This is a genomic window from Stenotrophomonas sp. SY1, assembly GCF_021202945.1.
In the GTDB taxonomy this organism is placed as follows: domain Bacteria; phylum Pseudomonadota; class Gammaproteobacteria; order Xanthomonadales; family Xanthomonadaceae; genus Stenotrophomonas.
Genome location: NZ_JAJOYR010000001.1, coordinates 491,250 through 509,980, shown reverse-complemented (window position 1 = coordinate 509,980; position 18,731 = coordinate 491,250). Strand labels below are relative to the sequence as shown.

General features: G+C 64.8%; 14 protein-coding genes. 5 read left to right on the top strand and 9 right to left on the bottom strand.

Annotated elements, in window-relative coordinates; genetic code table 11:
• Nucleotide 1: 1 nt before the first annotated feature.
• On the bottom strand, nt 2–673 hold the full coding sequence (locus tag LR961_RS02010; protein WP_232146756.1) for an alpha/beta hydrolase: 672 nt from the start codon (nt 671–673) through the stop codon (nt 2–4).
• Between the two features lie 63 nt (nt 674–736).
• Here LR961_RS02010 and LR961_RS02005 point away from each other — a divergent pair, with 63 nt between their 5' ends.
• Entirely contained in the window at nt 737–1,597 is an 861-nt protein-coding gene (locus LR961_RS02005; RefSeq protein ID WP_232149152.1) for an EamA family transporter, read from the top strand.
• 266 nt (nt 1,598–1,863) lie between these two features.
• Here the strand turns inward: LR961_RS02005 and LR961_RS02000 are convergent, their stop codons facing one another.
• The 3 genes from LR961_RS02000 to LR961_RS01990 form a co-directional block, all read right to left on the bottom strand.
• Nucleotides 1,864–3,600, bottom strand: coding sequence for an ExeM/NucH family extracellular endonuclease (locus tag LR961_RS02000; RefSeq protein ID WP_232146755.1), 1,737 nt, complete (start codon nt 3,598–3,600; stop codon nt 1,864–1,866).
• 119 nt (nt 3,601–3,719) lie between these two features.
• On the bottom strand, nt 3,720–4,238 hold the full coding sequence (locus tag LR961_RS01995) for a c-type cytochrome (protein ID WP_232146754.1): 519 nt from the start codon (nt 4,236–4,238) through the stop codon (nt 3,720–3,722).
• Between the two features lie 149 nt (nt 4,239–4,387).
• Nucleotides 4,388–5,005: a TetR/AcrR family transcriptional regulator gene (locus tag LR961_RS01990; RefSeq protein WP_232146753.1), complete on the bottom strand. Its 618-nt coding sequence runs from the start codon at nt 5,003–5,005 to the stop codon at nt 4,388–4,390.
• A gap of 145 nt (nt 5,006–5,150) precedes the next feature.
• Between LR961_RS01990 and LR961_RS01985 the strand changes: the two genes are divergently transcribed.
• The 3 genes from LR961_RS01985 to LR961_RS01975 all read left to right on the top strand — a co-directional run bounded on the left by LR961_RS01985 (nt 5,151) and on the right by LR961_RS01975 (nt 10,126).
• Nucleotides 5,151–6,314 carry an isovaleryl-CoA dehydrogenase gene (locus LR961_RS01985; RefSeq protein ID WP_232146752.1) on the top strand — a complete coding sequence of 388 codons (1,164 nt, stop codon included), beginning with the start codon at nt 5,151–5,153 and terminating at the stop codon, nt 6,312–6,314.
• 202 nt (nt 6,315–6,516) lie between these two features.
• Nucleotides 6,517–8,127 (top strand): carboxyl transferase domain-containing protein, encoded by a 1,611-nt coding sequence (locus LR961_RS01980; protein WP_232146751.1) that lies wholly within the window; start codon nt 6,517–6,519, stop codon nt 8,125–8,127.
• A 19-nt stretch (nt 8,128–8,146) separates the two neighbouring features.
• Complete coding sequence (locus tag LR961_RS01975) at nt 8,147–10,126, top strand: acetyl/propionyl/methylcrotonyl-CoA carboxylase subunit alpha (protein ID WP_232146750.1); 1,980 nt, start codon at nt 8,147–8,149, stop codon at nt 10,124–10,126.
• 189 nt (nt 10,127–10,315) lie between these two features.
• Here LR961_RS01975 and LR961_RS01970 read toward each other — a convergent pair whose 3' ends face one another.
• Nucleotides 10,316–11,491, bottom strand: coding sequence for a putative peptide maturation dehydrogenase (locus LR961_RS01970; RefSeq protein WP_232149149.1), 1,176 nt, complete (start codon nt 11,489–11,491; stop codon nt 10,316–10,318).
• Nucleotides 11,492–11,564: 73 nt separating this feature from the next.
• Here LR961_RS01970 and LR961_RS01965 point away from each other — a divergent pair, with 73 nt between their 5' ends.
• Nucleotides 11,565–11,885 carry an NHLP-related RiPP peptide gene (locus tag LR961_RS01965; RefSeq protein WP_232146749.1) on the top strand — a complete coding sequence of 107 codons (321 nt, stop codon included), beginning with the start codon at nt 11,565–11,567 and terminating at the stop codon, nt 11,883–11,885.
• Here the strand turns inward: LR961_RS01965 and LR961_RS01960 are convergent.
• From LR961_RS01960 to aceB, 4 genes are all read right to left on the bottom strand, one after another.
• A complete protein-coding gene (locus tag LR961_RS01960; RefSeq protein WP_232146748.1) occupies nt 11,864–14,389 on the bottom strand; it encodes a putative peptide modification system cyclase in 2,526 nt (841 codons plus the stop codon). The genes LR961_RS01965 and LR961_RS01960 overlap by 22 nt on opposite strands.
• Nucleotides 14,390–14,413: 24 nt before the next feature.
• On the bottom strand, nt 14,414–15,436 hold the full coding sequence (locus LR961_RS01955) for a GGDEF domain-containing protein (RefSeq protein ID WP_332311007.1): 1,023 nt from the start codon (nt 15,434–15,436) through the stop codon (nt 14,414–14,416).
• Nucleotides 15,437–15,602: 166 nt separating this feature from the next.
• On the bottom strand, nt 15,603–16,934 hold the full coding sequence (gene aceA / locus LR961_RS01950; RefSeq protein ID WP_232146746.1) for an isocitrate lyase: 1,332 nt from the start codon (nt 16,932–16,934) through the stop codon (nt 15,603–15,605).
• 55 nt (nt 16,935–16,989) lie between these two features.
• Complete coding sequence (aceB, locus tag LR961_RS01945; RefSeq protein WP_232146745.1) at nt 16,990–18,630, bottom strand: malate synthase A; 1,641 nt, start codon at nt 18,628–18,630, stop codon at nt 16,990–16,992.
• Nucleotides 18,631–18,731: the final 101 nt, after the last annotated feature.

The window sequence follows — 18,731 nt, the reverse complement described above, 5'->3', positions numbered from 1 at the left end:
TTCAATTGCTTTCGTCGGGCAGCCAGCGCCGCACTTCATGCTGGATCGCACCGCGCAGGTCGATCAGCTTGCGATGGAAGAAATGCGAGGTATCCGGCATGCGCACCAGCTGCGGCGGATTCTCCAGCGTCTCCAGCCACTGGTACACGCCTTGTGCATCGACGATCTCGTCGGCGTCACCCTGCACCACCAGCCAGTTCGACGGCGGCTGCACGTCGCTGAAATCCCAGGTGCGGCGGCCCACCGGCGGGGCGATGGAAATCATCGCCTGCGGCTGCACCACAGCGGCTGCACGCAGCGAGACATAGGCACCGAAGCTGAAACCGGCCAGCCACAACGCGCTGTCGGGGTGCTGGCTGCGTACCCAGTTCACCACAGCGCGCAGGTCATCGCCTTCGCCTTCGCCGTTGTCAAAGACGCCGGCCGAACCACCGACGCCGCGGAAATTGAAGCGCACCGTGGTCACACCCAGGTCGCGCAGCGCGCGCGACACCATGGTGACCACCTTGTTGTGCATGCTGCCGCCTTCGATGGACAGCGGGTGGCAGATGACCGCGATGATCGGACGCGGTGTGGCATCACCATCGGGCAGGTCGACGGCGACTTCCAGCGGCCCGGCCGGGCCTTCCAGGGTCAACGTCGCCGATTCGTGGGGGAATAAGGGCGTTTGCATGCCGCCATAATACCGGCCCTGTCCGGCGGCTTCACCGCCATCGCCTTCACGGTAGCTGAAACGATGCATTTCCTGATCCTGAGCGTGGCCTGCAGCGTGCTGGTCTCGGTGCTGCTGAAACTGGCCCCGCGCCGTGGCGTGGACATCGCCCAGGCGGTGACCTGGAACTATCTGGCCGCCAGCGCCTTGTCATTGCTGGTGTTGCAGCCTTCGTTGCAGACCTTGCAGAGCGGGCACACGCCGTGGCTGGCGCTGCTGGCCCTTGCCGTGGCGTTGCCCGGCATCTTCCTGGTGTTGGCACGCGCGGTGCGCGAGGCCGGCATCGTACGCAGTGATGTGGCGCAGCGGCTGTCGCTGCTGCTGTCGCTGTGCGCGGCGTTCCTGTTGTTTGGCGAGCATGCCAACGGCTGGAAGCTGGCGGGCCTGGGGCTTGGCCTGCTGGCCATCGTCGGCGTGACTGCACGCAATGGCGAGGCGGGCGCGGCACATCGTGGCAGCTGGGGCTGGCTGCTGGGCGTGTGGGCCGGGTTTGCCCTGATCGACATCCTGCTCAAACGCGTGGCGTTGGCCGGCACGCCTTCCACCGCTGCGCTGCTGATCAGCTTCGGCATCGCCTTCGTGCTGATGCTGGCCTGGCAGCTGCAACGCCATTTCAGCGGCGCTTCCCGGCTCACCCTCAACAACGTCGGCTACGGGCTGCTGCTCGGCCTGGCCAACTTCGGCAACATTCTTTTCTACGTGCGCGCGCACCAGGCCATGCCACACAGCCCGGCGACGATCTTCGCCACCATGAACATCGGCGTGGTGTGTCTGGGTGCGCTGGTGGGCGTGTTCGCGTTCGGCGAGAAGACCAGCCGGATGAACCGTGCGGGCCTGTTGCTGGCGGTGGTGGCGATTGGATTGATTGCGCGCGGGACGCTGTAGCTTTTCTTTCTGTTGGAAGGCTTCAACAGCAACTGCAACTGCACCCCTCCCCAACCCTCCCCTCCGCCTTCGGCGCAAGGGAGGGGGCCGATCATGCGCGGACTGAGAGAGCGCTGCGATACCCTGCTCTTCCCCCTCCCTTGCGCCGAAGGCGGAGGGGGGGAAGAGGATCGTTTGCACGCCACTGGCGTGCGGTCCGATGAACGCCCGAAGGCTACGCCGAAGGGCCGGGCGGGCGTGGGTTGGGTGTCTTTCAGCCCTGAAACTTACGGCTCAAAGCCCAGCAGCAACGGATCGTGGTCCGAGCTGCGCCACGGGCCCGGCACATTGCGGTCCTGGTAGCCGACATCGTCGGCTTCGTCGGCGTTGATGTGCCATTCGGCCGCGCCCTTCAGGCGCGCCGCCATGCCCGGGCTCAGCAGCGCGTGATCCAGGCGGCCGGTCAGGCCGTTGTAGACGTAGCTGTAAGGCTGCTGCACACCAGCCACCTTGAACGCGTCCTGCCAGCCTTCGGCATTCAAGCTGCGGATCGGATCTTCCATCGCATAGGCGTTGAAGTCACCCAGCAACACCGCGTCCTTGCTGCCGCTGCCGGTCGGATCGCCTTGCAGCCACTGGTGCAGCAACCTGGCCGACTCGACGCGGGTCGCATTCCAGCAGCCCTGGCCGTCGTTCTGGTCGGCATTGGCACCACTCGCCTCCGAGCAGCCCTTGGACTTGAAGTGGTTGGCCACCACCACGAACGGCGCGCCGTTGCGGCCCATGCGGAACGCCTGCGCCAGCGGCACACGGCTGCGCTCGCCGAACGGTTCGCGCTCCAGCACCGCCGGCTTGCCGACCGGGCTCACCTTGGCGCTGCGATAGATGATGCCGACGCGGATCGGGTTGTCGCCCGGCCCCTGCCCGGCATCGATGAACTTCCAGTCGCCGCCCTTGCCCTGCCCTGCATTGAGCGCACGCACCAGTTGGTCGATGGACGAACCCGGGCCGTAGCCATCGTTTTCCAGTTCCATCAGTGCCGCGACATCGGCATTGAGGCTGGCGATGGAGGTGACCAGCTTGGCCTGCTGTGCGGCTTGCTGTTCCGGCGTCTTGGCACCGCGCAGGGTTGGGTAGCCACCGCCCTTGCCGTCACCGTTGAAGTAATTCTCCAGATTGAACGCGGCGATGCGCAGCCCACCGGCCACGGTCGGCGGCTGCAACGGACGCAGGTCCGTACTGACGCGCAATGGCGCGGTCAGCTGCAACCGGTAGCCGGCGTCGAAACGCTGATCGACGATGCCCTGCACCTCGCTCAGCTGCGCACCGGTACGCAGCACCACACCCTTGACCAGATACGACGCGCCACCCGGGTCGCGCTTGCTGCTGCCATCATCCAGGCGCAGGCGACGACGTGCGTTGTCGGCGATCACCGCCGCCTGTTCCGGGCTTCCTGCGGCAGCCACTTCGCTGGGCTGCCAGAGCCGGCCACCGAAGGCGGCGGTCAGTTCACCAAAACGCTGCAGCCCGTCCTGCCCGGCCAGGGTCAACGGCGCGGCGATCCGCACCTGCATGCCTTCCAGCGCTTCCCAGCTGGCGGGCACGTCCGCGAGCACGGTCACCGCAGGTGCCGGGCGCGCGGCCAGCGTGTCCACCTTGTCAGCCTGCAGGGCAGTCAGTGATTGCCCGCTGTCCTTGCCGGCGGCCTGTTCCTGCACCGTGCCGCTGATGCGCAGCCATTGCCCGACCTGCACGGCCTGGCCGTCCGGCAGACGCACGAACAACCCATCGGACGTGGCGGCATCGCCATCGCCTGCGTCCTGCACGTACACACCGCCCAGCCCCTCACGCAGGTCGGCGGTGACCATGGCTTCGACCGTCACCGGCTTGCCTTCGTAGGGGCTACGCGCGCCACTGCCCTGCACCTTGCCGATGGGCAGCGATGCCGCCGGAGAAGCCGCAGATGCGGGGCCGGCGCAGACCGCGGCCAGAGCAAGAGCGAGAAACGAGGGGGAACAACGCATGGACGACTCCAATGAAAGGCAGACCGACGGAAGCGGAAACACAAGCGCCGCCTGGAAAGGCGGCGCCGGCTATTTTGCAGCAATCAGACGTGCTGCCAGCTGCGGAGTCTGGCGGCTGGTTATTTCAGATTGGAGAGCATCCAGTCCACGGCCGCGTGGATCTGCTCCTCGCTCAGGCCGGCATTGCCGCCCTTGGGCGGCATGATCCCGCCATCCGGGCCGGTGTAGCCCTCGATGGCGTGCTTGTAGAGCGTGTCCTTGCCCTGCGCGATGCGCGCATCCCAATGCCCGTGATCCAGCGTGGGCGCCTTGCCGACGCCGGTGGTGTGGCAAGCGGTGCACAGGTTGTCGTAGATCGTCTTGCCGTCCAGCGTGCCGCCGTAGGCACCGCTGGCCGCTGCCGCAGCGGCGGCGGCCGCAGCCACGGCCGCCTGCGCAGACGCGCCGGTGGAACCGGCATACACCGCACCCAACGGCGCGATGCGCTGTTCAACGCGCTGCACCGCCTTGGGCGAGGGCTCGGTGGGAATGGAGTGCTGCAGGAAGTAAGCGAAGATGATCAGGCCAACCGTGATCACGGCCAGGATGACGATAACGATGGAAAAGCGCTTGAGAAATTCCAGATCGTAATTCCGCACGTCTCATCACCCCAGGCGAGTAGTCGGTGGACTATGGCTGCCGGCGAGTATAGACCAGCGTGTGGCACTGCCCGCAATGGGTCCAGGCATGAGCTGGCGTGCGGCAACGCACCATCATCGCCACATGCTTCATGTCCGCTGCGGAACGCTCAATGGGTCGCCGTGGCCCCTGCAGCGCGCAGGCACAGCGCGCCGATCGCATCGACCAGATGCTCGCCATCGCGCGAACCATCACGGCTGGGGGCGGTTGGCCCGACCAGCGCCTCGGTGAAGGCACCCACGATGCACGCCGCACTGATATCCAGATCCTGCGGCGGCAATTCGCCGGCACGCACGCCGTCATCAAGGATGCGCTTGAACACATCACCGAACAGCCGCCGGCAACGGATGCGCTCGGCTTCCACCTCCGGATCCACCGGCTCGGCGATGAAGGCATAGGCCAGGCCGGGGCCGGCCATCGCGCGGCGCACGAACGAGGCCACCGCGCGTTGCAGCCGCTGCGGTGCAGGCAATGCTTCCTCGGCGATGGCCGCCAGGATCTCCAACTCGTGCTCGACCGCAGCGGTCAGCACTTCAACGAACAACTCGGCCTTGGACGGGAAGTGGCGGTAGATCAGCCCGGTGGACACCCCGGCCTCGGCCGCCACGGCGGTGATCGGCGCGTTGCGATAGCCACCGGCGGCGACCAGCCGGCGGGCAGCGGCCAGGATCGCCTCGCGGTTGCCGGCGAGGCGTTTTTCCATCAATTCCGAACGTTTGTAGGCCATGTACTGATTCTAGGTTCAATTTTTGAATTTGTGTTCACTTTTTTGCTGCAACGGGATAGGCTGCGCGCAAACGCCCGTGCTGACGGCCTCACCGTCACCCCCAACCCGGAGCGCCCCCTCGCCAAGCCGTACTGGAGTCGCCCCCATGCACATCCCCTCCCTGTCCTTCGATCTCGGCGAAGAGATCGACATGCTGCGCCAAAGCGTGGCCCAGTTCGCCGCCGCGCACATCGCGCCGCTGGCCGAAGAGGCCGACGCGACCAACCACTTCCCCAACCAGCTGTGGCGCCAGTTCGGCGAGCAGGGCCTGCTGGGCATGACCGTGGAAGAAGAATACGGCGGCACCGGCATGGGCTACCTGGCGCACGTGGTGGCGATGGAGGAAATCTCCCGTGCCTCCGGCGGCATTGGCTTGTCCTACGGCGCGCATTCCAACCTGTGCCTCAACCAGCTGCGCAAGAACGCCAGCGAAACGCAGAAGCACAAGTACCTGCCCAAGCTGTGCAGCGGCGAACACGTCGGTGCATTGGCGATGAGCGAACCGGGCGCCGGCTCGGACGTGGTGTCGATGAAGCTGCGCGCCGACAAGCGCGGCGACCATTACGTGCTCAACGGCAACAAGATGTGGATCACCAATGGCCCGGATGCGGACGTACTGATCGTCTACGCCAAGACCGACCTCAGCGCCGGTTCGCGCGGCATCACCGCCTTCATCATCGAAAAGGGCATGAAGGGTTTCTCCACCGCGCAGAAGCTGGACAAGCTGGGCATGCGTTCGTCCAACACCTGCGAGCTGGTATTCCAGGACTGCGAGGTGCCGGTCGAAAACGTGCTGGGCGAGGTCGGCGGCGGCGTGAAGGTACTGATGTCCGGTTTGGACTTCGAACGCGTGGTGCTGTCCGGTGGCCCGCTGGGCCTGATGGCTGCTGCGCTGGACGTGGTGCTGCCGTACGTGCATGAGCGCAAGCAGTTCGGCGAGGCGATCGGCACGTTCCAGCTGATCCAAGCCAAGCTGGCCGACATGTATGTCGGCTTCAATGCCTGCCGCGCCTATGTGTATGCCGTGGCCAAAGCCTGCGACCAGGGCCGTACCACGCGCCAGGATGCGGCCGGTGCGATTCTCTATTCGGCCGAGAAGGCGACGTGGGCTGCTGGCGAAGCGATCCAGATCCTCGGCGGCAATGGCTACATCAACGAATACCCGACCGGCCGCTTGTGGCGTGATGCCAAGTTGTACGAAATCGGCGCCGGAACCTCTGAAATCCGCCGCATGCTGATCGGGCGTGAGTTGTTCCAGAAGACCGCGTAATACCGCTCAAGCCCCTGTCCCGTTTGCGGGAGAGGGGTTGGGGTGAGGGGAAGCTCTGAGCACGCGGACTCAATGTCCGAAGAGCTCCCCTCATCCGCCCCTTCGGGGCACCTTCTCCCTTGAAAGGGAGAAGGGATGCAACAGCCCTGCTCCCGCCTTCGCGAGCACAGGCATGTTCCAGAACCTCCAGGATTCCGCAGCCATGACCATCCTCACCACCCAGCTGCAACCCGGCAGCGACAGCTTCGAAGCCAACCGTGCTGCCATGCAGGCGCAGGTTGACGATCTGCGCACGACGCTGGAAGCCACCGCGCGTGGCGGCAGCGATGCAGCGCGAGCCAAGCACACCGCACGCGGCAAGCTGCTGGTGCGCGATCGCATCGACGCCCTGCTCGATCCGGGCAGCCCGTTCCTCGAAGTCGCGCCGCTGGCCGCGCACGGCATGTACGACGACCCGGTTCCGGGCGCGGGCATGGTCGCCGGCATTGGCCGCGTGTCGGGCGTGGAATGCCTGATCGTGGCCAACGATGCCACCGTCAAGGGCGGCACCTACTACCCGGTCACGGTGAAGAAGCATCTGCGTGCGCAGGAAATCGCACAGCAGAACCGCCTGCCGTGCATCTACCTGGTCGATTCCGGCGGCGCCTTCCTGCCGTTGCAGGATGAGGTATTCCCGGACCGCGATCATTTCGGTCGCATCTTCTACAACCAGGCCAACCTGTCGGCACAGGGCATTCCGCAGATCGCCTGCGTGATGGGCAGCTGCACCGCCGGCGGCGCGTATGTGCCGGCGATGAGCGACGAGACGGTCATCGTCAAGGAACAGGGCACCATCTTCCTCGGCGGCCCGCCGCTCGTGAAGGCCGCCACCGGTGAAGTAGTCAGCGCCGAGGAACTGGGCGGTGCCGATGTGCATACGCGCATTTCCGGCGTTGCCGATCACATGGCCGACAACGACCTGCAGGCGCTGGCGCGGGTGCGCGCCATCATCGCCAGCCTCAACTGGCGCAAACCGACGCCGGGCGTTGCGCTGCTGGCCGATGAAGCGCCGCTGTTCGATGCACATGAGCTGTACGGCGTGATTCCCAGCGATACGCGCAAGCCTTATGACGTGCGCGAAGTGATCATGCGCGTGGTCGATGGCTCGCGCTTTGACGAGTTCAAACCGCGCTACGGCAACACGCTGGTCACCGGCTTCGCACATGTGCACGGCCATCCGGTCGGCATCATCGCCAACAACGGCATCCTGTTCTCCGAGTCCGCGCTCAAGGGCGCGCACTTCATCGAACTGTGCTGCCAGCGCAACATCCCGCTGGTATTCCTGCAGAACATCACCGGCTTCATGGTCGGCCGCAAGTACGAACACGGCGGTATCGCAAAAGACGGCGCCAAGCTGGTCATGGCCGTGGCCAACGCGCGCGTGCCCAAGTACACGGTGGTGATCGGTGGTTCGTTCGGCGCCGGCAATTACGGCATGTGCGGCCGTGCCTATTCGCCGCACTTCCTGTGGATGTGGCCGAACGCGCGCATCGGCGTGATGGGCGGCGAGCAGGCGGCCAGCGTGCTGGCCACGGTCAAGCGCGACGGCATCGAAGCCAAGGGCGGGCAGTGGTCGGCATCGGAAGAAGATGCGTTCAAGCAGCCGATCCGCGACCAGTTCGAGCAGCAAGGGCACCCGTACTACGCGAGTGCGCGCTTGTGGGACGACGGCGTGATCGACCCAGCCGACACCCGCCGCATCCTCGGCCTGGCGCTGGCCGCCAGCCTCAATGCACCTACGCAGGAAACACGCTTCGGCGTGTTCCGCATGTAACGGCGACCGGAGACCTTCCATGTTCAACAAGATCCTGATCGCCAACCGCGGTGAAATCGCCTGCCGCGTCATCACCACTTGCCGCCGCCTGGGCATCGCCACGGTAGCGGTGTATTCCGATGCGGACCGCAATGCGCGGCATGTGCGGCTGGCCGACGAAGCCGTGCACATTGGCGCTGCACCGGCAGCGGGAAGTTATCTGCGCGCGGATGTGATTCTCGACGCTGCGCGCCGCACGGGTGCGCAGGCCATCCATCCGGGCTACGGCTTCCTGTCGGAGAACGCCGGCTTTGCGCGTGCCTGCGCGGACGCAGGCGTGGTGTTCATCGGCCCACCGGCCAGCGCCATCGACGCTATGGGCGACAAGAGCGCGGCCAAGGCCTTGATGCAGGCGGCAAATGTGCCGCTGACGCCGGGCTATCACGGCGACCGCCAGGAACCGGGTTTCCTGCACGCGCAGGCCGACGCCATCGGCTATCCGGTACTGATCAAGGCCAGTGCCGGCGGCGGTGGCAAGGGCATGCGCAAGGTCGAGGCCAGCGCGGATTTCGAGGCCGCCCTGGCCAGCTGCCAGCGTGAGGCGCAGGCGGCATTCGGCAATGCGCATGTGCTGGTGGAGAAGTACGTCGAGCGCCCGCGTCATATTGAAATCCAGGTGTTCGGCGACAGCCAGGGCAACGTGGTGTATCTGTTCGAGCGCGATTGCTCGGTGCAGCGCCGTCACCAGAAGGTGCTGGAAGAAGCCCCCGCTCCCGGCATGACGCCCGAGCGCCGCGCCGCGATGGGCAAGGCTGCGACCGACGCCGCACGTGCGGTGGGTTACGTGGGCGCTGGCACGGTGGAATTCATCGCTGGGCCGGATGGCGATTTCTATTTCATGGAAATGAACACCCGCCTGCAGGTGGAGCATCCGGTCACCGAGATGATCACCGGCACCGATCTGGTCGAATGGCAGCTGCGTGTCGCCTTCGGCCAGCCGCTGCCGAAGACACAGGAACAACTGCGGATTCACGGTCATGCGCTGGAAGCACGCTTGTACGCCGAAGACGCCGACCGCGGCTTCCTGCCCTCCACCGGCACGCTGCGCCACCTGCGCCTGCCGCAGACCAATGCCAACGTGCGCGTGGATGCCGGCGTTGAACAGGGCGATGCGATCACACCGTACTACGACCCGATGATTGCCAAGTTGATCGTCTGGGACGTGGACCGTGACCGCGCCCTGCAGCGCATGCAGCGTGCGCTGGCGCAGTGCCAGGTGGTGGGTGTCACCACCAATGCGGCGTTCCTGCGACGTCTGGTGATGACCGATTCGTTCCACCACGCCAACCTGGATACCGCACTGATCGAACGTGAACGCGATGCGCTGGATATCCAGCACAACGCCGCCACGCCCGCCGACTGGGCATTGGCCGCTGTACTGGCGTCCAACGAGAATGCGGCTGTCAGCGACAACGCATCCCCATGGGCCATCAACGACAGCTGGCGCCTGACCGGTCCGGCCGCGCGTTCAATCACGCTGGAACAGCTACAGCAGCAACACGTGCTGAAGGTACGCCGCAGCAGCGAGGGCTGGCAGGTGCAAATCGGTAACGAGATGCAGCAGGTGACCGGCCACGCAGGCGCCAACGGCTACACGCTGCAGATCGGTGACCGCTTGTATCGCGGCAACGCATTGCGCAATGGCAACGTCCTGCATGTCTTCGGCGATGAGCGGCAGCAGCGCTTCACCCTGCACGACCCGGTCGCCGAGGCCGACAACGCCAACGACCACGGCGGCAGCCTGCTCGCGCCGATGCCCGGCCGCGTGGTCACGCTGCTGGTCGAGCCCGGCAGCACCGTCACCCGCGGCACGCCGCTGCTGGTAATGGAGGCGATGAAGATGGAGCACACCCTGCAGGCCCCGGCCGACGGCACCGTGCACGGCTTCCGCGCCAAGGCTGGCGATCAGGTGGGCGATGGCGCGGTGCTGGTGGATTTCGAAGCCACGCAGGCATCGTGAGTGCCTGTCTGACAGGCCGCTGGTGACAACACCAGCGGCCGTTCTTCAGGCTTCGACTGGCGAGGCCTGCCACACCCGCTGTCTTCCGTTCCGGGGCCGGCGAGGCCAACAGATCGCTGGGCCCGCAAGGTCTATACCGAGCCCTGGGACTCGAGGCCGATCCATCCCATCGGGCTGCCTTTGCTGGCCTCAACCATCCATTGCCGGCCACACGGCTCCACCTGGATCAAACTCGGTAATCGCCATTGCGTCGGCCCGATGGCCGAAGCCACACACCGCGATTACTCCCTTTTCCAGCGGATCCAGGGAGAACATTGTCTCGATCTGCTTTTCGTTGATAGCGGCGGTCACGAATGCTCCCATTCCCAGGTCAGTCGCCGACAGATACAACGTTTGTGACAGATGGCCACCATCCAGGATCAGGGCCCTGTGGGCCTTGGAATGGTTGCGGTACTTCCAGAAGCTCCTGCGGTAAGTCGCCACCAGCGCCACAATTACCGGTGCATTGGCGAACCAATGCTGGCCGGCCACCATCTGCATCGCCAGCTGCTGTGTTTCGCTCTGCTCTCCTCCAATCCTGGACAGTGCATGGGACTCTGGGAGATAGCGGTAGAGGCCTGGCGCCACCCCGTCCACACGTTGCACCAGGATGTAGGCATCGGTCGCATGAAATCCGCCGCCGGACGGACTGCTGCGCTTGAGAAACCGAAGCCCCGGAGCTGGCTCCTCCACATGGGTCGCGGCGAACACTCTCTCCATCATTCGAGCGAACGTGGCAGTTTCCAGCTGCTGCCCAGAGAAATTGCGACAGGTCACCCGCCGGCGCAGCAAGTGGTCGAAGACGTCTGGTTCAACTCGCGACAGGTACAAGTCCGGTTCGATTACCTGCTCCGGCATGGGGTTCCCAAGCGTTTTCAGCAGACCGGCAACCGTATTGGTTCCGTTCCGCTCCATGTCCGCTGCGCTGTCGACATCCGACCACCGCCCCCGAATGGCGCAGGCTGCCGCCAACGGCCACCAGTCCGCCGCACGGACTCGCTCGTCACTCCTTCGGAAATGCTCCATACCGGGGAGATCAACGGCAGCGACGATCAATCCCTTCTGGATCAGTGCAAGAACTTCTTCGTAAGAGCCGCCACTCTCTTGCCAGGGTATCCAGCGGGAAGGGCTCAGCCTCCCGAGCAGGACGGCCATCCACTCCTCGATCTCCACGCAACCATCTTCCAGATGCGGGGCGATCGCCTGCCAGCCGCTGTGACGGAGCAGACCGTCACCACCGGAAAGAACCGCCCCCAGACTGAAGCGGATATTCTCCGTGGGCTCAAGGAAGAGAACCGCGCAACGACGAACTTCCACAAGTTTCATATTCAAATCGCCAAGATCCTGCCGATATTGTGGGCAGCCTGGATATCCAGCCACTCATACATAGAACTTCACCATGAACCCGATCGGACACACCCCGCTGTCGGACGCAGTTGCCGACAGGCTGCTTGACCTGCTCTCCTCGGACGATGAGTACCGTGCCCTCTTTGCCGCCGATCCCCGCAAGGCCTTGGCGGATATCGGTTACGTGCTTGCTGAAGAAGAGCACGTCGCCTGCCTGGATTTCGAAGAGCTGGCGAGCAAGGAGGAGTTCCAACAGTCACGAGCGATGTTGAAACAGTACCTGACCTCGGTCGCCGGCCTGACGGTTGTCTTCTGCTACGAAGCCGGAAAAACGGCCCACGCGGCAACCGGCTATGGCGACAGCAACGCCTGAGTGCTGGAAGCGGCCGGGGGATGCCCCCCGGCCGCTGTTGCATCAGCCACATTGAGCGGTTGCAGGAGTTGGTTGACGTTTATTTCCACATACGCCCTTCCAACGTTCGCGGCCAGCCAGCGCCGTTGTTCGTCGCGCCCTTCCGTATCACCCACGGCATCAAGGGCGACAGCAAGCTGCGCGCGGACCTGGACAGCCTCCTGTCCATCAAGCAACGGTAGCAACAGGTCGACCGCTTCCCTGGGGCGCCCATCGATTCTGGCCTGTGTTGCCTTCACGAGAAGCCGCATCCAATCCAGCGATTTCTGTCCATCCAGCTCCTGCAACCGTGGGAGACGCTTCAAAGCCAATGACGCGAACTCGCGCATTCCAGAGCGTTGCGCGATATAGATCGCCACCATGCTCCGGAACAGCGCCTCCTGCCTCCCGCGAACATTTCCTTCGCCGCGTGCGTTCTCCACGGAAACGTTGAACAGTTTGCGCAGTTCCGCATCGGAACTTCCATGCGGATCCGCAAGAAGACGAACGCTCTGTTCGACAAGGCCGAACTGGGTTTCATGCGCCTCGCCATACTGGATTGAGGCCTGTCGGGCACGCGCGGCTTCGCGCAGGGCATCGGCGTTGCGCCCCTGGCTCAATGCAAGGCTCATCCGATCCAGCGACGAATACAGGCTGGACGGGTTGCCTGACACGGCATTCATGCCGTCAAGAATTGCCCGCGCCTCATCACCCCTGCCCAGAATCGCCAGGGCGTTGGCGGAATACCGAATCGGCCGCCCGCCACTCTCCCGTTCCGCTTGGCGGAATACCTCAAGCGCCTGCTGTGGCTTTCCATTGGCTAGCAGGATGCGTCCCACGTGGTCCAGTGGAACCGAACGCAATGGATCCTGCGGAACGGCTGCTGCCTGCGCGAATGGCAGCGCTTCATCGAAGCGGTTGTCCACGATCAAATGCCACGATGTATTGGACGCACCTGCGAAGTAGTCCGGGTACACCGTCGCCAACAGCTTCCATTGCGGCAGGGGCGAGGCCGCCGCGCGCAGCTCGCTCTCCCACGCATCGAGATACAGCTGGTCACGCCGTGGCAGCCGGTCGCGATACGCCAATGCCTGTTCCAGTTCCCTGAGCGCAGGCGCCTCGTCGAGACCTGACCAGTAGATACGGGCCAAGCCCATATGCGCCAAGGCGAACTCCGGATCCAGTTGCAGCGCCCTCTTGTACAGATCCTCAGCCAACCTCAAATCACGGTTCGCCATGGCATCGATGGCAAGAGAGTACGCGCGCAATGCCTCGATACTGCCGGTCATGACCTCTGGCAACGGTGCGGAGTCACGCTCCAGTGCCCCCTTTGATTCACCGAAGCGCACGCGCAACTTCCCGCTCACATCGTCGATGGAGGAAAGCAGCGACTCGACGCCATGGCCCTGCGCCGAGATGGATTCAATCGTCCCGCCATCGTGCGGATCAACCACTTCCACGGTGAAGCGAAGGTTTCTTCCGACTTCATCGACCCGGGCCAACAGAACGGCACGTGCGCCATCGCGCATGGCGATATCGCCCGCCACTTTCCTGCTCATGGGCCGGTCCGCGCTCTGCTTCATCAGGCCCAGCGTCTTGCGAACCTTCAGTTCACTGAGGACATTCACGAACCGGGACTGCTCCAGACTGATCCGGAACGCCTGTTCGACCGAACCATCCAGCAAGCGATCGCCCGTATGGTTCTCCACACCAGCGATGACCACCCAATCCCGCTCGGCAAAGGCAATCGCCGGCTCCGGCCGCACCATCACCCAGCCAACCACTGCCAACACCGTCACCAGCGCCACTTCGGTTATCAGAGCGGCGGGACGACGCCACAGCGGCAGCTCACGACGCGCCTTCGCCGAGCGCGCAGGCATGCGCATCGGTGCGTGTCCCTTCCTGCCGGCCTCGAACACTTCCAGCGGCTCGGGCATGCCCTTGAAGCGCCAGCGCCCGTGCGATTTCCATTGCAGTCCGTCCGCACGCGCCCCCAGCTCCTGCCAGCTACCGCGCAACAATGATTCGGCCACCGAAGACAGAAGAATCTGCCCCGGACGCGCCAGCGCCATCAAGCGTGCCGCCATGGGCTTGGCGAGGCCTTCGACTTCCAGCGACTTGGCTCCGGCAGCCACGGCTTCGCGGCTGTTCTGCCAGGACAGCACGTAGCCGACATGCACGCCCACGCGTGCCTGCAACGGCATCCCCAGCTCCTTGCCCAGCACCTCCAGGCCATCGAGGTAGTCCAGGGCAAAGCCCAGTCCGTCGGCCGGCGCGTCGAACAACAGGAACATGCCATCAGAACGATCGATCAGCCGCCCGTTCCTGCGCCGCAGCAGGCGCAACACCTGCGCATCCAGACGGCGGAACAATGCGGCGGCGGCAACGTCGCCGATGCGTTCGACCAAGGCGACCGAATCGCACAGATCGGTCAGTACAAGTGTCTTGAACTCACGATGGGAGGTCGGGTTGTCCAATGCGTCCACTGCGTCATCACTCCACCGGGGCCATCAGCGCCGTGACCAGCAGGCGCGGTTGCCGCCACGCCGCTTGGCGCCGTACAGGGCACGGTCGGCACGCGAGTAGATGCTGTTCCATGGCCGCCCGGCCTCGATCAGCACCAGGCCGATGCTGACCGAACAGGCACCTGGCGCGGCACCCGGATAAGCCACCAGCCCGCGTACCGCTTCAAGCACGAATTCCGCTGCACGGGCCAGACGCGCCTCGTCGGCGCGGTGCAGCAGCACGCAGAATTCGTCGCCGCCAAGCCGGCAGGCGATGTCGTCGCGACTGGCCACTGAACTCAGCACGCGCCCCACGCTCTGCAACGCATGATCGCCGGCCAGGTGGCCCTGCGAATCATTCAGGCCCTTGAAGTCATCGCAATCGATCAGCAACAACCCTTGCGGGCCGTCGCCTGCGCGGTGCGCCTTCTGCAGATACAGGGTCAGTGCACGACGGTTGCTCAACCCGGTGAGGTCATCGCAATAGACCAGTTCGCGGGTCTGGTGCAGCTCGTCGTTGGCGTTGTACAGATTGCCCAGCGCCGTCTCCAACTCCTGGTTGCGGCGGCTGAGCTGGTCCACCAGACGCTGTTCACTGGACACCACGCGCGAGAGCGTGCGGCGCAGGAAGAACAGCACCATTTCCGGGTCCAGGTCGATCAGCCGCTGGAAGTCGGCATGCGAGACCTCCTGCAACACCGTCTCTTCGGTTGCCCGGGCATCGGATGAGCGCAGGTGGTGCTCGATCAGCAAACCCAGCTCGCCGAAGAAATCGTGTGCCCCCAGTTGCTTGGACGGCATGTCCTGGCAGAAATCCAGACCGATCGCGCCACTGATGATGATGAACATCGAGGTGCCCGCATCGCCACGGCGGAACAGCACGTCGCCGGCATGCAGCACACGGCGCCGGCCGTACTGCTGCAGCAGCGCCAGTTCCACCGCCGAAAGCCGGGCGCAACCCATCGAGGCCCCGGCGGCGATCGAACTGTCGGGAATCCCTGTCTGGACTGCCAAAACCCCTGAACCCATGCCGCTCATTCCCTGCCTCATGGTCACCGTCCCTAGCAGACGGTTAGGTTCGGGAGGCTACCATCAAAACAAACAATTGTGCGCTGCGTCCTTGCAAAATCCCGCTTCGGCGCGCCTAAAAAAGAAGGGGCTCGTAAGAGCCCCTTTGAAATCCCCCTCGGGACGTTCAGGCAGCCACTTCGGCCTGGAACTGTTCCTCCTCGGTGGAACCGGTCAGCGCAGTGACGCTGGAAGCGCCACCCTGGATCACCGTGGTCACATCGTCGAAGTAACCAGCGCCCACTTCCTGCTGATGTGAAACAAAGGTGTAGCCCTGCTCACGCGCGGCGAACTCCGGCTCCTGCACCTGCTCAACGTAATGACGCATGCCTTCGCCACGTGCGTAGTCGTGGGCGAACTTGAAGGTGTTGAACCAGTTGATGTGAATGCCAGCCAGCGTGATGAACTGATACTTGTAGCCCAGCGCGGCCAGTTCGTCCTGGAACTTGGCAATGGTCTTGTCGTCCAGGTTCTTCTTCCAGTTGAACGAGGGCGAGCAGTTGTAGGACAGCAGCTTGCCGGGGCTGGCGGCGTGCACGGCCTGGGCGAATTCGCGAGCGAAGCCCAGGTCCGGGGTGCCGGTCTCGCACCACACCAGGTCGGCGTGCGGGGCGTAAGCAACGCCACGGCTGATGGCCTGTTCCAGGCCGTTCTTCACGCGGTAGAAACCTTCAGCGGTGCGCTGGCCGGTGACGAACGGCGCATCGTTCGGATCAAAGTCGCTGGTCAGCAGGTTGGCCGCTTCGGCATCGGTACGGGCCAGCACGATGGTCGGCACGCCCAGCACGTCGGCCGCCAGGCGCGCGGCCGACAGCTTCTGGATGGCTTCCTGGGTCGGCACCAGCACCTTGCCGCCCATGTGGCCGCACTTCTTCACCGCGGCCAGCTGATCCTCGAAATGCACCGCCGCGGCACCGGCAACGATCATGTTCTTCATCAGCTCGTAGGCGTTCAACACGCCGCCGAAACCGGCTTCGCCATCGGCCACGATCGGCAGGAAGAAGTCGATGGCGTCCTCGGTCTTCACCTTGCCGTCGATGATGTTCTTCCACTGGATTTCATCGGCGCGCTGGAAGGTGTTGTTGATGCGACGAACCATGGTCGGCACCGAGTCGTAGGCGTACAGCGACTGGTCCGGGTACATGGTTTCGGAGGTGTTGCCGTCGGCGGCCACCTGCCAGCCGGACAGGTACACCGCTTCCAGCCCGGCCTTGGCCTGCTGCATCGCCTGGCCGGCGCTGATCGCACCGAAGGCATTGACGTAGCCCTTCTTCGAACCGCCGTTGACCAGGTCCCACAGGCGCTCGGCGCCGCGCTTGGCCAACGTGTGTTCCGGCTGCACGCTGCCGCGCAGGCGCACCACGTCGGCCGCGCTGTAGGTGCGCGTGATGCTCTTCCAACGCGGGTTGGTGTCCCAGTCCTGCTGCAGGGCGTCGATCTGTTGCTGGTAGGTGCTCATCGTGTCGTCCTCGAATGAAGAAATGCGGGTGAAGAGGTGCGTGCGTAAGGGGAGGTCAGTCGATCTGCCGGTACGCCGGCACGGTCAGGAACGGCGCCAGCTCGTCGGCCAGGCTCAGGTCATCGAGCAGGCCGATGGCCTGGGTGATGCGATTGCCACCGGGCAATGCAGTGGTGTCGCCCAGCCGTGCCGGCAGCGCGCGCAGGGTGCTCTTGAGCAGCGCGTAGTCGATGGCGGTGCCGTCGTCCAGGTGCTGGTTGCCGGCGTGCAGCCACTGCCAGATCTGGCTGCGGCTGATTTCAGCGGTGGCCGCGTCTTCCATCAGGTTGTGGATGGGCACGCAGCCATTGCCGTCCAGCCACGCGGCCATGTAACGCACGCACACTTCGACGTTGTTCTCGAAGCCGGCGCGGGTGATGGTGCCGCTGCACGGTGCGATCAATTCGTCGCGGCCCACCTGCACGTCACGGCGCAACACGTGATGCTGGTTGGGCGTGGGCATGTGCTCGTCGAAGATCGCACGCGCCACCGGAATCAATGCCGGGTGCGCAACCCAGGTGCCGTCATGGCCGGCGGTGACTTCGCGCAGCTTGTCGGCACGCACGCGCGCCATGGCCTGTTCGTTGGCAGCGGCATCGTGGTTGATCGGAATCTGCGCGGCCATGCCGCCCATCGCGTGCGCGCCGCGTCGATGGCAGGTCTTGATCAGCAGTTCCGAATAGGCCTTCAGGAACGGCTGCGTCATCGTCACCTGGCCGCGCTCGGGCAGCACCTTGTCGGCGTGGCGGCGAAAGGTCTTCAGGTACGAAAAGATGTAGTCCCAGCGGCCACAGTTCAGGCCGACGATGCGATCACGCAGCGCGTGCAGGATCTCGTCCATCTCGAACACCGCCGGCAGCGTCTCGATCAGCACCGTGACCTTGATCTGCCCATGCGGCAGGCCCAGCATGCCTTCGATGTGCGACAGCGCGCACTCCCACAGCGCGGCCTCCTCCATCGACTGCAGCTTGGGCAGGTAGAAGTACGGACCGCGGTCGGCGTCCATCAGCGTGCGGGCGTTGTGGAAGGCGAACACGGCTGCGTCGAACAGGCCGCCGGCAATCGGCTGGCCGTCGATCAGCACGTGCTTCTCGTCCAGGTGCCAGCCGCGCGGACGCACGATCAGCACCGCCTGTTCGTCATACGGACGCAGCGTGTAGTGCTTGCCCGGCTTGCCGTTCGCAGCCGGCGCGGTGAACGCCAGGTCGCCACGCACCGCGCCGATCATCGTCCGCTGCCCGGCCAGCACATTGCGCCAGGTCGGCGAGGTGGAATCCTCGAAGTCGGCCATGAACACCTTGGCGCCGGAGTTCAGCGCGTTGATGACCATCTTCGGGTCGGTCGGGCCGGTGATCTCGACGCGGCGGTCCTGCAGCGCGGCCGGGATCGGCGCCACCGTCCAGTCGCCCTCGCGGATCTCGCGGGTGTCATCGCGGAAGTCCGGGGTGCCGCCCTGGTCGAAGAACGCCTGCCGCTGGCGACGGGCGGCCAGCCGCTGCTGGCGCTCCGGCTCCACTGCCCGGTGCAACGACACCAGCAGGCCGAGCGCACCGGCCGGCAGCAGTTCGGACTGGCCGGCCAGCTGGGTGGTCACGGTGATGCCCGGAGTCGGGCGCGGCGTGGTGTGGGCGGGAATGGCTTGGGCGACGGCGGACATGGCGGTTCCTGCGGTGTCGGGGGACTCCAACGTGCCGCCGCAGGCACATATTTAACAAAACAGTTTTTGCAATGTTTTCTATAAGCTGTGCTAATACTTGC

Coding starts and splice junctions, on each gene's coding strand:
- LR961_RS02010 (WP_232146756.1), bottom strand. CDS start 673: ATGCAAACGCCCTTATTCCCCCACGAATCGGCGACGTTGACCCTGGAA.
- LR961_RS02005 (WP_232149152.1), top strand. CDS start 737: ATGCATTTCCTGATCCTGAGCGTGGCCTGCAGCGTGCTGGTCTCGGTG.
- LR961_RS02000 (WP_232146755.1), bottom strand. CDS start 3,600: ATGCGTTGTTCCCCCTCGTTTCTCGCTCTTGCTCTGGCCGCGGTCTGC.
- LR961_RS01990 (WP_232146753.1), bottom strand. CDS start 5,005: ATGGCCTACAAACGTTCGGAATTGATGGAAAAACGCCTCGCCGGCAAC.
- LR961_RS01985 (WP_232146752.1), top strand. CDS start 5,151: ATGCACATCCCCTCCCTGTCCTTCGATCTCGGCGAAGAGATCGACATG.
- LR961_RS01980 (WP_232146751.1), top strand. CDS start 6,517: ATGACCATCCTCACCACCCAGCTGCAACCCGGCAGCGACAGCTTCGAA.
- LR961_RS01975 (WP_232146750.1), top strand. CDS start 8,147: ATGTTCAACAAGATCCTGATCGCCAACCGCGGTGAAATCGCCTGCCGC.
- LR961_RS01970 (WP_232149149.1), bottom strand. CDS start 11,491: ATGAAACTTGTGGAAGTTCGTCGTTGCGCGGTTCTCTTCCTTGAGCCC.
- LR961_RS01965 (WP_232146749.1), top strand. CDS start 11,565: ATGAACCCGATCGGACACACCCCGCTGTCGGACGCAGTTGCCGACAGG.
- LR961_RS01955 (WP_332311007.1), bottom strand. CDS start 15,436: ATGGGTTCAGGGGTTTTGGCAGTCCAGACAGGGATTCCCGACAGTTCG.
- aceA (WP_232146746.1), bottom strand. CDS start 16,934: ATGAGCACCTACCAGCAACAGATCGACGCCCTGCAGCAGGACTGGGAC.
- aceB (WP_232146745.1), bottom strand. CDS start 18,630: ATGTCCGCCGTCGCCCAAGCCATTCCCGCCCACACCACGCCGCGCCCG.